This is a genomic window from Flavobacterium limi, from assembly GCF_010645075.1.
In the GTDB taxonomy this organism is placed as follows: domain Bacteria; phylum Bacteroidota; class Bacteroidia; order Flavobacteriales; family Flavobacteriaceae; genus Flavobacterium; species Flavobacterium limi.
In genome coordinates this window covers 105,496-120,743 of the sequence record NZ_JAADZV010000006.1, presented here as the reverse complement: position 1 = coordinate 120,743, position 15,248 = coordinate 105,496, and the positions used below count along the sequence as shown (strand labels likewise).

General features: G+C 34.6%; 12 protein-coding genes. 10 read left to right on the top strand and 2 right to left on the bottom strand.

What is annotated here, in order from left to right; translation table 11 throughout:
• Positions 1–148: 148 nt before the first annotated feature.
• From GXM16_RS13535 to GXM16_RS13520, 4 genes are all read left to right on the top strand, one after another.
• On the top strand, positions 149–2,077 hold the full coding sequence (locus GXM16_RS13535) for a BatA domain-containing protein (RefSeq protein ID WP_163394978.1): 1,929 nt from the start codon (positions 149–151) through the stop codon (positions 2,075–2,077).
• Positions 2,078–2,143: 66 nt separating this feature from the next.
• A complete protein-coding gene (locus GXM16_RS13530; RefSeq protein ID WP_163394977.1) occupies positions 2,144–3,400 on the top strand; it encodes a dihydroorotase in 1,257 nt (418 codons plus the stop codon).
• A gap of 4 nt (positions 3,401–3,404) precedes the next feature.
• Positions 3,405–3,731 carry a magnetosome magnetite crystal formation protein family gene (locus GXM16_RS13525; protein ID WP_163394976.1) on the top strand — a complete coding sequence of 109 codons (327 nt, stop codon included), beginning with the start codon at positions 3,405–3,407 and terminating at the stop codon, positions 3,729–3,731.
• Positions 3,732–3,817: 86 nt separating this feature from the next.
• A complete protein-coding gene (locus tag GXM16_RS13520; protein WP_163394975.1) occupies positions 3,818–4,462 on the top strand; it encodes an alpha/beta hydrolase in 645 nt (214 codons plus the stop codon).
• Positions 4,463–4,590: 128 nt separating this feature from the next.
• Here the strand turns inward: GXM16_RS13520 and GXM16_RS13515 are convergent, their stop codons facing one another.
• Together GXM16_RS13515 and GXM16_RS13510 are read right to left on the bottom strand one after the other, a co-directional pair.
• A complete protein-coding gene (locus GXM16_RS13515) occupies positions 4,591–5,094 on the bottom strand; it encodes a hypothetical protein (RefSeq protein WP_163394974.1) in 504 nt (167 codons plus the stop codon).
• A gap of 13 nt (positions 5,095–5,107) precedes the next feature.
• Positions 5,108–5,872, bottom strand: coding sequence for an MBL fold metallo-hydrolase (locus tag GXM16_RS13510; RefSeq protein WP_163394973.1), 765 nt, complete (start codon positions 5,870–5,872; stop codon positions 5,108–5,110).
• Between the two features lie 91 nt (positions 5,873–5,963).
• On the opposite strand from GXM16_RS13510, the gene GXM16_RS13505 reads away from it, so the two are divergent.
• From GXM16_RS13505 to GXM16_RS13480, 6 genes are all read left to right on the top strand, one after another.
• The gene (locus tag GXM16_RS13505; protein ID WP_163394972.1) at positions 5,964–7,421 is read left to right on the top strand and encodes a TonB-dependent receptor; all 1,458 of its coding nucleotides are present in this window, start codon (positions 5,964–5,966) and stop codon (positions 7,419–7,421) included.
• A 135-nt stretch (positions 7,422–7,556) separates the two neighbouring features.
• Entirely contained in the window at positions 7,557–8,084 is a 528-nt protein-coding gene (locus GXM16_RS13500; protein ID WP_163394971.1) for an NADPH-dependent FMN reductase, read from the top strand.
• Positions 8,084–9,064 (top strand): transglutaminase domain-containing protein, encoded by a 981-nt coding sequence (locus GXM16_RS13495; RefSeq protein WP_163394970.1) that lies wholly within the window; start codon positions 8,084–8,086, stop codon positions 9,062–9,064. The genes GXM16_RS13500 and GXM16_RS13495 overlap by 1 nt, the downstream gene beginning before the upstream one ends.
• Positions 9,065–9,154: 90 nt before the next feature.
• Positions 9,155–10,330 (top strand): nicotinate phosphoribosyltransferase, encoded by a 1,176-nt coding sequence (gene pncB, locus GXM16_RS13490; RefSeq protein WP_163394969.1) that lies wholly within the window; start codon positions 9,155–9,157, stop codon positions 10,328–10,330.
• 162 nt (positions 10,331–10,492) lie between these two features.
• Complete coding sequence (locus tag GXM16_RS13485) at positions 10,493–12,361, top strand: DNA topoisomerase IV subunit B (RefSeq protein WP_163394968.1); 1,869 nt, start codon at positions 10,493–10,495, stop codon at positions 12,359–12,361.
• Between the two features lie 148 nt (positions 12,362–12,509).
• The gene (locus tag GXM16_RS13480; RefSeq protein WP_163394967.1) at positions 12,510–15,227 is read left to right on the top strand and encodes a DNA gyrase/topoisomerase IV subunit A; all 2,718 of its coding nucleotides are present in this window, start codon (positions 12,510–12,512) and stop codon (positions 15,225–15,227) included.
• The last annotated feature ends 21 nt before the right edge of the window (positions 15,228–15,248 follow it).

The following is a 15,248-nucleotide window of genomic DNA, read 5'->3' as shown; positions in this document are numbered from 1 at the left end:
ACTTATAAATGACTTTTGAAAAGTTATATGATTCAAATATCTTTTAAAATAAAAATCCTGCTTTGAAAGCTTTTAACTCTCAACAAATTTGTATTTTTGGCAGGCACATTCGCGAAAATACAACGTAGTGAAATAAATCAAAGCCTGAATGCATTTTAAACACCCCGAAATTCTATACTTTCTGTTCTTATTGATTGTTCCAATTTTGGTTCATTTATTCCAATTACGACGTTTTAAAACCTCTTATTTCACAAACGTTCGCTTTTTAAAAGAGCTTGTGGTTCAAACCCGTAAAAGTTCAAAAATCAAAAAAAGATTATTGCTGGTAACCCGTTTATTGCTTCTTACATCTGTAATTATCGCCTTTGCCCAGCCTTTTTTTGAAGCGAAAGACCATAAAAATGCCTCAAACGAAATGTACATTGTACTGGACAATTCATTCAGTATGCAGGCCAAAGGAAAAAAAGGCGAATTATTAAAACGTTCTGTTCAGGAACTGTTAGAAAATACGCCGGAAACAGCTCAATTTTCGTTATTGACCAATACCGAAAATTTGTGGAATACTGATATCAAATCTTCTAAAAGTTCGCTTCAAAATTTAAAATACAGTGCAACCCCATTTGAGCTTTCTGCAATAATGGCAAAGATAAAAGCACATAAATCGGCACATAAGAAAGATATTGTTATTATTACGGATGCTGTTGGTTTAGCCGAAAAAGATGTGAAAAATATCGATCCTGAAGAAAAACCTTACTTTATAATTCCCGAAGCTGAACAGAAAAACAATATTTCTATTGATAGCGTTTTTATTAATCAGACTCTAGAAAATTTTTACGAAATCGGAATTAATTTATCAGCATACGGCGAAGATTTCAAACCCGTTTCGATGGCATTGTACAATCAGAAAAAGCTAATTGCCAAAACGATCATTAATTTTGATTTAAAGAAAAAGAAAATCAATTTTACTATTCCAAAAGAAGCTTTTAATGGTTATGTAGTCATTGAGGATAACGGTTTGGCTTATGACAATAAACTTTTTTTCAGTATTTCAAAAGCTAAAAAAACAAATGTTATCAGTATCGGAGAACCGGAAAAAAGCAATTTCTTATCCCGAATTTATACTTCATCAGAATTCAATTATAATAATTATTCGCTCAGCAGTTTAGATTATAATAGTTTAGAAAAACAAAATACTATTATTCTGAATGAATTAATTGAAGTTCCGCAGGCATTACAAACCACTTTGAAGGCGTTTGTTTCTAAAGGCGGAAATCTGGTTGTGATTCCTTCTGAAAAAAGTTCCCTTTCTAATCTAAATACTTTTTTAGGAAATTTTGGAAAAATTCAGTTTAAAAACCTTGAAAACAATAGCAAGTTAATTACTAAAATCAACTTTGATCATCCTTTGTTTTCCGAAGTTTTTGAGAATAAAATCACAAATTTTCAATATCCTAAAACGAATTCATCCTTTGACATTTCAAGTCCGTATCCGGCAGTTTTATCTTATGAAGACCAAAGTACTTTTGTAACCATGATTCAGAATCCCGTTGCAGGAATTACTGTTTTTTCTGCAGCAATAAATAGCACCAATTCGAATTTTCAGCAATCTCCTTTAATTGTCCCCCTATTCTATAAAATGGGGCAAAACAATCAAAAAACAGGTATAAACGCTTTGACAATTGGCAATAATCAGCCTTATTTTGTGGATGTTTTATTGAGCAAAGATGCGATTTTAGAAGTCAAAGGAACTGAAGATTCGTTTATTCCAATTCAGCAGATTTTAAACAATAAGGTCAAATTAACGTTTAATGATTTCCCGGATACAGCCGGAAATTACAGTGTTTTTGATAAAAAAGAATCAGTCGAAAACCTGAGTTTCAATTACAAACGAAGCGAAAGCAATTTGGATCAGGTAAATACAAACGTAGTTTCAGATTTTAAAACTGCAGATACGATTTCAACGATATTTAATACGTTACAAACTGAACGAACTGACAGTCAAATTTGGAAATGGTTTGTTATCTTTGCCCTGTTATTTTTAGCATTAGAAATGGCAATTATCAAATTTGTAAAATAGATTTCACAATAATTTTAAACATCTTACTTTTTACAAAAATCATTTTACGACAAAAAAAATCTACATATGAAAATAATCATCAGAAGCGCCAAAATTATCGATTCAAAAAGTCCGTTTCACAACCAGACTGTTGATTTTTTAATTGCAGATGGTATTATAGAAAAAATAGGCGTTTCAATTCTTGACATTGACGATACAACCGAAGTGAAGTTTGACAATCTCCATGTTTCCCAAGGCTGGTTTGACAGCAGTGTTTCTTTTGGAGAACCAGGTTACGAAGACAGGGAAACAATTGCAAACGGTTTGAATACTGCAGCAAAAAGCGGATTTACAGCGATTGCTTTGCAACCCAACTCCTACCCGATTATCGATAATCAATCACAGGTAAATTTTGTAAAAAACAAAGCAAATGGTTTTGCTACAGAATTATTTCCTATTGGCGCGTTAACCAAAGCCAGCGAAGGAAAAGACATGGCCGAATTGTTTGATATGAAAAAATCCGGAGCCATAGCTTTTGGAGATTATAATAAAAGTCTTGATAACGCCAATCTATTAAAAATCGCGTTGCAATACGTTCAGGATTTTGATGGTCTGGTAATTGCGTATTCGCAGGATGCCAATATAAAAGGAAATGGAGTCGCAAATGAAGGAATCGTTTCGACAAGACTAGGCCTAAAAGGGATTCCGAATTTAGCCGAAGAATTACAAATTGCCCGAAACTTATTTTTATTGGAATACACTGGCGGAAAACTTCATATTCCGACGATTTCTACCGCAAAATCAGTTCAATTAATCAGAGAAGCAAAAGCAAAAGGATTACAAATTACCTGCAGTGTTTCTGTACATCATTTAGTTTTGACAGATGAAAAACTGGAAGGTTTTGATACCCGCTTTAAAGTTACCCCTCCATTAAGAACAGAAGCCGACAGACAAGCTTTGCTAAACGGAATCACCGACGGAACTATCGATCTAATTACTTCAGATCATAACCCGATTGATATTGAATTCAAAAAAATGGAATTTGATACAGCCAAAAACGGAACTATTGGTTTAGAAAGTGCTTTTGGTGCTTTGCTTACCGTTTTGCCTCTAGAAACAGTAATCGAGAAATTAACTTTAGGAAAAACAGTTTTCGGAATAGAAAATAATGTAATTGCTGAAGGCTCAAAAGCCAATTTCACCTTCTTTACTCCGGAAGGAAAGTCAACTTTTACAAAAGAAAATATCCTTTCAAAATCTAAAAATTCTGCTTTTTTAGGAACCGAAATCAAAGGTTTAGTATACGGAATCTTAAATCAAAACCAACTTGTCATCACAAAATAATAAAATGAATAATTCAGTAGAAGAAGGAAAATCAATTGCTATTACCAGTTATATTCTGATTATCGGTGTTTTGATTGCAATGAGTATGAATTCGGAAAATAAAAACAGCTTTGCTTCTTTTCATATCCGTCAGGCTTTAGGTTTATCCATTACTTTCATTTCCCTTGCCTTAATTATTAGCCCTTTTGACAGTTTTCTGATTACGTTTCCAATGTGGATTTGTATGTCTGTTTTATGGACTTACGGAATTTTTAGCGCCATACAAGGACAGACAAGACCCATGCCTTTAGTTGGCGGTTTATATCAGAAATGGTTTAAATCAATAGGCTAAAAGAAATTCCAATAACTTTGTAAAAGTTTAATTTTTATAAAACAGCATAAATTTTACAATTCACAACTTACAATTCACAATTAGAAATGAATCTATCTTTAGAATATAAAATACAAGTACCAAAAGTAATTTTAGACAAAAATCCGTTATTGCTTTTGTTACACGGATACGGCAGCAACGAAGCTGATTTATTTTCGTTTGCAACAGAACTTCCTGATAACTATTATGTGATTTCAGCAAGAGCTCCTTATGATTTACAATACGGAGCTTATGCCTGGTATGCTATTAATTTTGACGCAGACCAAAATAAATTTTCAGACAATGAGCAGGCTAAAACTTCCCGTGATATAATCGCCGGTTTTATTGATGAATTGATTGCAAATTATCCTATTGACGCTAACAATGTAACATTGATTGGTTTTAGCCAGGGTTCTATTTTAAGTTATTCTGTTGCTCTTTCATATCCGGAAAAAATTCAGCGGGTTGTGGCTATGAGCGGTTATTTTAATGAAGAAATAATAGAAGAAGGCTTTGATAAAAACGATTTCAAAAACCTGAAAATATTCGCTTCTCACGGAACTGTAGATCAGGTTATTCCAATTGAATGGGCCAGAAAAACGCCTGCTGTTTTAGAAAAATTAAATATTCCTGTTACTTATAAGGAATATCCGGTTGGTCATGGTGTAGCTCCGCAGAATTTTTTTGATTTTAAAAATTGGCTGGCTGAGTAGATAAAATATATTTGTAAAGAAAAGTGAGATGCAATTTGGTTTTACCATTTTACATCTCACTTTTTTACTTTTTGAATTTTATAAATTTTAGAATTCGATTTTTTTGTTTCCAGAAAAACCTTTTCAATTTATTTTTGATATAACCAGGTTTGATTTACTTCAAAAGTTATGTTTTCTTTATCATCAACAAAGTATTTCAACAATACTTCTCCCCATAATTCGCCATTACTGTAATCAGCAATTATCCATCTGTGATTTAATATTTTTACTTTATTTATAATAAATTTATTGGGCCCAATTTTATCCTGACCTGTGAAAGGATTTCCCTTTGGATTAGCATTTAAATCCAATAATTTTTCAGTCACCGCAGGAATCAGCTTTTCATATAAAATTACTTTTCCGCCAGAAGCACTGTTATCAAAGTAATTTTGTGCATTTTCATTGTTTTCCAACGAAAAATAGTTTGATTCAGCGAGTTTTATCGAAACCAGATTGATGCTGTCTCTAAGCTTTTTAGTCGTATTATCATATCGTTCTTTTTCAAATTTTACTTCTCTGCTGTAAAACATATAAGTAAAAATATTCATTAGAATTGCTAATAAAAAAAGATAAAGCATTAAGGATTTCTTCATTTTGTAGGTATAATTAAATTGTAATTTCTAAATTATCATAAGCCAGGAAAACATTTTCAGGAAGCTGTTTCTGAACTTCTTCATGAAATCCCAAGACATGGCTGATGTGTGTCAAATAAGCTTTTTCGGGTTTTACTAAATTGATAAAATCAAGTGCTTCCTGCAAATTAAAATGGGTATCATGAGGTTCTACGCGTAAAGCATTTACAACCAAGACTTTTAAGTTTTTTAATTTTTCAGTTTCAGTTTCGTCAATGGTTTTTACATCTGTTAAATACGCAAAATCATCAATTCTATATCCAAAAACCTGCAAGTCACCATGCATAACATTTATCGGGACAGCCATTTTATCTCCAATAGCAAAAGGCTTATTGTTGATTACTTCAATCGTTTTTACACTTGGTGCGCCCGGATATTTATTTACCGTTTCAAAAACATAATCAAAACGCCTTTTTAAATTATCAATAACCCTCTGATGTGCATAAACCGGAATTTCGCCCTGCCTGAAATTATAAGGGCGAATATCATCTAAACCAGCAGTATGATCAGCATGCTCATGTGTGAATAAAATTGCATCGAGTTTTCGACAGCCGCAGGAAAGCATCTGCTGCCTGAAATCAGGTCCGCAATCTACAACATAAGAATGTTCGTCCCATGTGATCCAAATCGACACACGGAGCCTTTTATCCTTAGCATCTGAACTCTTGCAAACAGGGTGATCAATCCCAATAATGGGAATACCTTGAGAAGTACCGGTACCTAAAAAATAAATCTTCAATTGAACTTGTTTTTTTTACAAAAATAGGGATTATTTCTCTTTCATTAGAACGCTAATTTACTAACTTTGTAACAAATCTATTCAAAATAAAATGGGCACAGAAATAAAACTCAAAGGTGACAAGGTCATCGCTCAGATTCCTTCTATAAAAGACAAAGCATTACGCATTAATTTAAACGAAAATATTTACGGAACTTTTGCAGAAATTGGTGCCGGACAGGAAACTGTCAGACATTTTTTCAGATCCGGAGGTTCATCCGGAACAATTGCAAAAGCAATGTCTGCCTATGATAAAGATTTTAGTGACGCGGTTTATGGCACAGAAAGTGATGGACGATATGTTACTGAAAACCGACTCAAAAAAATGTTAACCTTTGAAGGAGAACTAATTGAAGAACGTTTGAGCAGGGAAAAGCACCCAAACAAACTTTTTTTCAGTTACGCCAATACTGTTGCCACTATAGATTTTGCTAAACAATTTAAAGGACACGGCTGGGTTGGAATCCGATACCAGATTGAACCGGACGAAGCGTATAACGAAATTATTCTTCACATTCGTTTCAAAGAAACCGATGCACGATTACAGCAGGAAACATTAGGAATTTTAGGTGTTAACCTGATTTATGGTGCTTTCTACAAATATAATGACCCAAAACGATTACTTCGTTATCTATACGATCACTTAGACAAAGATCAGTTAGAAATTGATACAATTAACTTCTCAGGACCACGTTTTGCAGATGTCGATAATCGTCTGATGAGTTTACAACTGGTTAAAAACGGTATGACTGATGCCGTAATGTTCAATCCGGAAGGAAAAAATATTTTACCGGCAGCCATTTTATACAAGAAAAACCTTCTTGCTTTTAGAGGAAGTTTCCGTCCTGTAACCAATGTAAATGTGGACATGTACAGGAAATCTTTAAAAATGTTCCTGGAGGAAAATAAGGTTGAGAAAGAAAATACGTTAGTCGTTTTTGAAATTACGCTTTCAAATCTACGTTCAGACGGAGAAATCGATGAACGCGATTTTATGGACAGAGCTGAATTACTTTGTTCATTAGGCCAAACCGTTATGATTTCGAATTTCCAGGAATATTATAAAGTTGTTGAATATTTCTCTAATTATACCAAAGCCCGTATGGGACTTGCAATGGGGGTAAATAATTTAGTCGATATTTTTGATGAAAAATATTACCGCCATTTAAGTGGAGGAATCCTTGAAGCTTTTGGAAAATTATTCTATCGCGATATGAAAGTCTTCTTATATCCAATGCTGGGTGAAGATGGAGAAATTATTACTTCTGAAAACCTTAAAGTACATCCAAGAATGAAAGAATTATATAAATTCTTTAAATTCAACGGAAAAGTGGTTGATATTGTTGACTACAATCCTGATATTTTAAATGTATTCTCTCGTGAAGTATTAAAAATGATTGGTCAGGGAAAACCTGGCTGGGAACCAATGCTTCCATCCGGAGTTGCCGAAATTATAAAAGAACATCATCTTTTTGGTTATCATCCGGAAAAACAATTAGAACAGAATTAAATTCACTTTATTCAAAATCATAAAAGTCCAAAAAAGAATCATTCATTTTTGGACTCTTTTTTTAGTGAAATTTATTTCAATTTGCTGCGTTTTAATTGTAATTTAAATTTAGTATTTTTAATTAAAAAATAAACCATGAAAATTATAGCCTTTGCAGGAAGCAACAGCCAACAATCTATCAATAAACATTTAGCTGCTTATGCCGCAAATCAATTTGAAAATGCAGAAATAGAAGTTTTAGATCTGAATGATTTTGCAATGCCTTTATTCAGCGTTGATCTGGAAAAAGAAATTGGACAGCACGAAATCGCAAAATCATTTCTGAAAAAAATAGAAAGTGCCGACATTCTGGTGGTTTCTTTGGCTGAAAACAATGGTAATTACTCAACTGCTTTTAAAAATGTATTTGACTGGAGTTCCAGAATTGTCAAAGATATTTTTCAGCAAAAACCAATGCTTTTGATGGCAACTTCTCCTGGTGCAAGAGGCGGCGCTTCGGTTTTAGAAATTGCAAAAACTGCTTTTCCAAGATATGGCGCTCAGGTAAAAGGACTTTTTTCGCTGCCTTCTTTCAATTCTAATTTTGATTTGGAGAAAAATGAAATCTCAAATCCCGAATTTGATAACGAACTAAAAACAATTGTAAAAAACAGTTTTAATTAATGAAATTTATACAATTCGTTTTTGCATTCATTTTTTTTAATGCCATCAGCCTTCACCTCACCTACTCTCAAAAACTGAATGCTGTTGATGCGATTGTACTGAAATACCCTAAAAACTTTGACAATACTGAAGAATTAGCCGAAAAAATCGACAAGGATTTCAACTCCGATTATGACAAAGCAAGGGCTATTTACAGCTGGATCGCATTTAACATAAAATATGATTATGCCGCATTTTTAAATCCGCCCCAAGCAATGCGTTTTTCTTATCGAAATGAAGCTGAAAAACAAAAAAAGATACAAGAGTTTAATAACCAAATACTTCAAAAGGCTTTCAGATCTAAAAAAGCAGTCTGCGAAGGTTTTACCCTTTTATTTCAACATTTGACTGCATTGGTTGAAATCAAATCAGAAATCATCAGAGGAGATTCCAAAACAAGACTGGCTGATATTGGCCGAAAAAGTACTTCTTCAAATCATGCCTGGAACATTGCTTTAATTGATGGAAAATGGCGTTTAATTGATGTAACCTGGGGGCAAGGTTATTATGACGGCAATAAGGGCAGAATGGTAAAAGATTTTGATCCGGTCTATTTTGATACTGAACCCGATTACTTTTTTGCTAAACATTTCCCTGATTCAGGTTCTTTTCTTAATCGCAAATTAAATAAGGACGAGTTTCTAAACGGACCTTTAATCTACAACAAAACAATTACGGGAGACTATAAGATTATAACCCCGGAATCGGGAATAATCGAAGTCAATAATGGCGATAAAATAACTTTTGCTATTAAAAACATATCAAAGTCAGATACGTTTTATTACCTGAATAAAAAAAACCAGCCCGTTAGAATAGTAAACTCAAAAGAAAAAAGAGGCAGTTTAGAATTTCAGGTTACTTTTGATAATACGATCGGAAATCACATCACATTTTATCTGGACACCAACAGTATTGCTTCTTTTAAAGTAATTCAAAAATAATTATCGCTAACCAGATTTCTTTCTTATTTTACTGAATTGGCGTAACTTAGCAGTTAGTGATAAAAAAAAAAAACATTAACGGACTGAATTATGGAAACAACATTTTTGAAATCGATCTTAGATAATGATTTCTATAAATTTACGATGCAGCATGCTGTAATCAGGCTTTTCCCAAAAGCCAGAGTCCGTTACGGCTTTATCAATCGTGGCAAACATGTTTTTCCGCCTGGTTTTTCCGATTTGCTTCGAAAATCTGTAGACGCGATGGCAGACCTGAGATTAACAAAAGACGAAAAAAATTATTTATCACACTATTGTCCGTATCTCGACCCTACTTATCTGGATTTTCTGCAAGGTTACAGCTACGATCCGTCAGAAGTCCATATTATCCAGGAAGGCTCAGAAATCAAAGTTACAATCGAAGGGTATTGGTATCGTACTATTTTATGGGAAGTCCCATTGATGGCTTTGATTTCTGAACTCTTTTATAAATCGAATCTTTTAATCCGTTTAAATGATGACGCTATAAAAGAACTGACCAAAAACAAAATTGACAATTACAATAAACTTAGAGTTTCTGTTTTAGAATTTGGGACCAGACGCCGTCATTCTTACGAAGTACATCATTTAGTAAATGAAACACTGAGAACTTATGGTTCAGAAAGCTTTCTGGGGACCAGCAACGTGCATTTTGCAATGCTTAACAATCGCAGGCCTTTAGGAACACACGCACACGAATGGTTTATGTTTCATGCTGCACAGTACGGATTCAAAATGGCTAATTCGATCAGTCTGGAACACTGGACACAAGTTTACGGAGGCGACCTCGGAATTGCACTTACAGATACTTATACAACAAATATATTTTTTAATCAATTCGATAAAAAATATTCCAAACTTTTTGATGGTGTACGACATGATAGCGGCGACGCGGTCGAGTTTGCACAAAAAGTAATTTCACATTACACTAAAATGGGCATAGACCCAAAATCTAAAGCAATTGTTTTCTCGGATTCCCTTAATTTTGATAAAGTAAAAACCATAGCTGATTTCTGCAGGGATAAAATCAGAATGTCTTTTGGAATCGGGACTAATTTTACAAATGATGTAGGTTTACCATCTATGAATATGGTCATTAAATTAACGGAAACAAGACCTGACCACGCACATTGGCAAGGTGTTGTCAAACTTTCTGACGAAAAAAACAAAAACACGGGAACACCCGAAATGATTGATTTAGCCAAACAAGTACTCGGAATCAAATAGTATTTTTTGCTAAAAAATCAGTTTTTTCATAATTTTATTGGAGTTATTATTTACAAGTCAATTTAAATAGGTTTTAAACTGTTATTATTCATAACAAATAAGGAATACACTTTTATTTTTTACCGATAAATGGTACATTAGCCAAAAATCCTAAATTCATTTATGCTAGAGCAAAATCAATACAACGAAGATAATATTCGTTCACTCGATTGGAAGGAACATATCCGTATGCGTCCGGGTATGTACATCGGGAAATTAGGGGACGGATCATCGCCTGATGATGGTATTTATATTCTTTTAAAAGAGGTTTTAGACAACTGTATCGATGAATTCGTTATGGGTGCCGGAAAAACTATCGAAGTAAGCATTAAAGACAAAACAGTTTCTGTTCGTGATTACGGACGTGGAATTCCATTGGGTAAAGTGGTCGATGTAGTTTCGAAAATGAATACTGGAGGAAAGTACGATTCTAAAGCTTTCCAAAAGTCAGTTGGTCTGAATGGTGTCGGAACGAAGGCCGTAAATGCGCTTTCGAATTATTTCCGCGTAGAATCAGTTCGTGATGACAAACAAAAAGCAGCAGAATTTTCTGCGGGAAACCTGGTTCAGGAAGAAGATGTTGTAGATACCACAAAACGTAAAGGAACAAAAGTAATTTTTACGCCAGACGAAACGATTTTCAAAAACTATAAATTCCGTTTAGAATATGTCATAAAAATGGTCAAAAACTATTGTTATCTGAACAATGGACTGACGATTATTTTCAATGGAGAAAAATATTATTCAGAAAACGGACTTCGTGATTTATTAGAAGAAACAATAAATGAAGAAGACTTAGAATATCCGATTATTCACTTAAAAGAGCATGATATCGAAGTTGCGCTTACACACAGTAAAACGCAATATAGCGAGGAATATCACTCTTTCGTAAACGGTCAGAACACCACTCAGGGAGGAACGCACTTGGCAGCTTACCGTGAGGCTGTTGTAAAAACAATTCGTGAGTTTTACAATAAGAATTTCGAAGCGTCAGACGTTCGTAAATCGATTGTAAGTGCCATTAGTATTAAAGTGATGGAACCGGTTTTTGAGTCCCAGACCAAGACCAAATTAGGTTCGACAGATATGGGTTCTGATGACGGAACACCCGCAGTTTCAGTTCGTACGTTTGTTAATGATTTCATCAAAACAAAACTTGATAATTACCTGCATAAAAATCCGGCAACAGCAGAAGCTTTATTACGTAAAATATTGCAGGCAGAACGCGAGCGTAAAGAATTATCCGGAATTAGAAAACTGGCAACGGACCGTGCTAAAAAGGCCAATCTTCACAATAAAAAATTAAGAGACTGCCGAGCACATCTTCCGGACACCAAAAACCCAAGAAACTTAGAAAGTACGCTTTTTATCACCGAGGGAGATTCGGCTTCTGGGTCGATCACCAAGTCGCGTGACGTTAATACACAGGCTGTTTTCAGTTTGCGTGGTAAGCCTTTGAATTCATACGGAATGACGAAAAAAATTGTGTATGAAAACGAAGAATTTAATTTGCTTCAAGCGGCACTTGATATCGAAGACGGATTAGAAAAACTGCGTTACAACAACATCGTAATCGCAACCGATGCCGATGTCGACGGAATGCATATTCGTTTGCTTTTGATTACTTTCTTTTTGCAATTTTTCCCGGAATTAATCAAAGAAGGGCATTTGTATATTTTGCAGACACCACTTTTCAGGGTTCGTAACAAAAAAGAAACGATTTACTGTTACTCTGAAGAAGAAAGAAAAGACGCGATCGAGAAACTAAAGCCAAAACCGGAAATCACACGATTTAAAGGTTTGGGAGAGATTTCTCCTGATGAGTTTAAAAACTTTATTGGAGACACCATCCGACTTGATCCTGTTATGATGGACAAACATACTTCTATTGAGCAGCTCTTATCTTTCTATATGGGAAAAAACACTCCGGACAGACAGGATTTTATTATTAAGAATCTGAAAGTTGAAATTGATGAACTGGAAGAAATATAAAAAATGGAAAAGAAAAAATTAATTTATGCAGCACTTGTGTTTATTGTAAGTTTTGCAATCACGTATGTTTTAATTAAAAATTATAAAAAGAGTCAGCATACAATTGAAAATGTTCAGATTAAATAAAATAAATATCGGAATCAAATAAATGAAAGACGAAGAAGACGATAACATAATTCCTAACGACGACGAGAATAATCAAGAAGAAAACCAGATTGATGACAATCAAAATGGAGATGACGAGATTATTGATGTAGATGCCAAGCATTTTGAAGGGCAGCATTTTTACGAAAATCAGGAAGAAGAAGGCGAAGACGTGATTACCAAAGTAACCGGAATGTACAAAGACTGGTTTTTGGATTATGCTTCGTACGTAATTCTGGAACGTGCCGTACCAGCAATTGAGGACGGTTTTAAGCCGGTTCAACGTCGTATCATGCACTCGCTAAAAGAGCTGGATGACGGCCGTTATAATAAAGTTGCTAATGTAGTTGGACACACCATGCAGTATCACCCACACGGAGATGCGAGTATTGGTGATGCAATGGTACAGATTGGCCAAAAAGATTTATTGATTGACTGCCAGGGAAACTGGGGAAATATTTTAACTGGGGACGGTGCGGCAGCTTCGCGTTACATCGAAGCACGTTTGTCTAAATTTGCTTTGGAGGTTTTATACTCTCCAAAAATCACCGATTGGGGCGTATCTTATGATGGTCGTCGTGCTGAACCAAACAATCTTCCGGTAAAATTCCCATTACTTTTAGCGCAGGGAGCAGAAGGTATTGCAGTAGGACTTTCCACAAAAGTTCTGCCTCATAATTTCAATGAATTAATTGACGCTTCGATTAAAATCTTAAAAGGAAAACCGTTTACGCTTTATCCGGATTTTATGACGGCTGGTATCGCCGACGTTTCGAATTATAACGACGGAATGCGTGGCGGTCGTGTACGTGTACGTGCGAAGATTTCACAGTTAGACAAAAATACACTGGTAATTACGCAGATTCCGTTTTCAACCAATACTTCGACTTTGATTGACAGTATTTTGAAAGCGAACGAAAAAGGCAAAATTAAAATCAAGAAAATTGAAGACAATACCGCTGCTGATGTTGAGATTTTAATTCACTTGTTTCCAGGGGTTTCTCCAGATAAAACCATTGATGCTTTATTTGCATTTACGGCTTGCGAAACCTCTGTAGCGCCCCTAGGATGTGTCATTGAAGACAACAAACCGCTGTTTATAGGTGTTTCTCAAATGTTGAAAATTTCGACAGAAAGAACCGTTGATTTGCTTCGTCAGGAATTAGAAATTCAGTTAGAAGAATTAAAAAATAAATGGCATTTTTCTACTCTGGAGAAAATCTTCATTCGTGAAGAAATGTACATTGACTTCAAATTATACGGCGACAGGGAATCCTTATACAAATACTTGTATGACCGGTTTGAGCCTTTCAAAAAATCATTCGTAAGAGAAATCACAGATGAGGATCTGCAAAGACTGACTCAAATTCCGATGATTCGTATTACCCGTTTTGACTCCGATAAAGCCGATGAATTGATTTCAAGGTTAGAAGAGGAAATGAAAGAGGTCGAATACAATCTGGAGCATCTTACCGATTTTGCCATTGCTTATTTCACTAAGTTAAAAGAGAAATACGGAAAAGGGCGCGAACGCCAGACTGAACTTCGTGTTTTTGATAATGTTGAAGCTACAAAAGTTGTTTTACGAAACACAAAATTATACGTAAACCGCGAAGAAGGTTTCGTTGGAACCAGCTTAAAGAAAGACGAATACGTTGGTGATTGTTCTGATATTGACGATGTCATTGTTTTTTTGCGCGATGGTACAATGATGATTACAAAAGTGGATGCTAAAACATTTGTAGGTAAAGATATTATACATGTTGCCGTTTTTGATAAGAGTGATAAACGAACCATTTACAATATGATTTATCGTGATGGAAAATCCGGTCCGTCTTACATTAAACGTTTTAACGTTACCGGAATTACCAGAGACAAAGCATATGATTTAACGAATGGAACAAAAGGTTCTCAGGTTGTTTATTTCTCACATAATCCAAACGGTGAAGCCGAAGTGGTTACCATACTGCTGCGTCAGATTGGAACGATCAAAAAACTAAAATTCGATATTGATTTTGCAAAATTAGCAATCAAAGGACGTAGCTCTAAAGGAAATCTGGTTACCAAATATCCAATCAAAAAAATCGAATTAAAAGAAAAAGGAATTTCGACTTTACTACCAAGAAAAGTATGGTTTGATGATACTGTAAAACGTTTAAACGTTGACGGCAGAGGAGAATTATTAGGAGAATTCAAACCAACGGATAAAATTTTGGTCATCAGTCAATCCGGTAAACTAAAAGTAATTATTCCGGAGTTATCAACTCACTTTGAAGAAGATATGATTGTGCTGGAAAAATGGAAACCGAAAAAACCGATTTCTGCGATTTATTATGATGGTGAAAAAGAGCGCTACTTCTTAAAACGTTTCCTTGTGGAAAATGAAGGAAAGGAAGAAAGTTTCATTACTGATCACCCAAATTCGCAGTTAGAAATTGTATCTACAGATTATCGTCCAGTGGCGCAATTGGTTTTTGCGAAAGTAAAAGGAGTTCAAAAAGAAGATTTACATATTGACGTAGAAGACTTTATAGCCGTAAAAGGTTTTAAAGCCTTAGGAAATCAATTAACTACAGAGAAGTTAAGACAAGTCAATTTATTAGAACCGCTGCCTTACGAAGAACCTGTTGAAGAAATTCCGGAAAGGCCTGAAATCTCAGAAGATGATTCAGTAGAAACCGAATTAGATGACGACGGTCAGATTGGTTTGGTTTTGGAATAGTATTTTCAATATAGATATTAC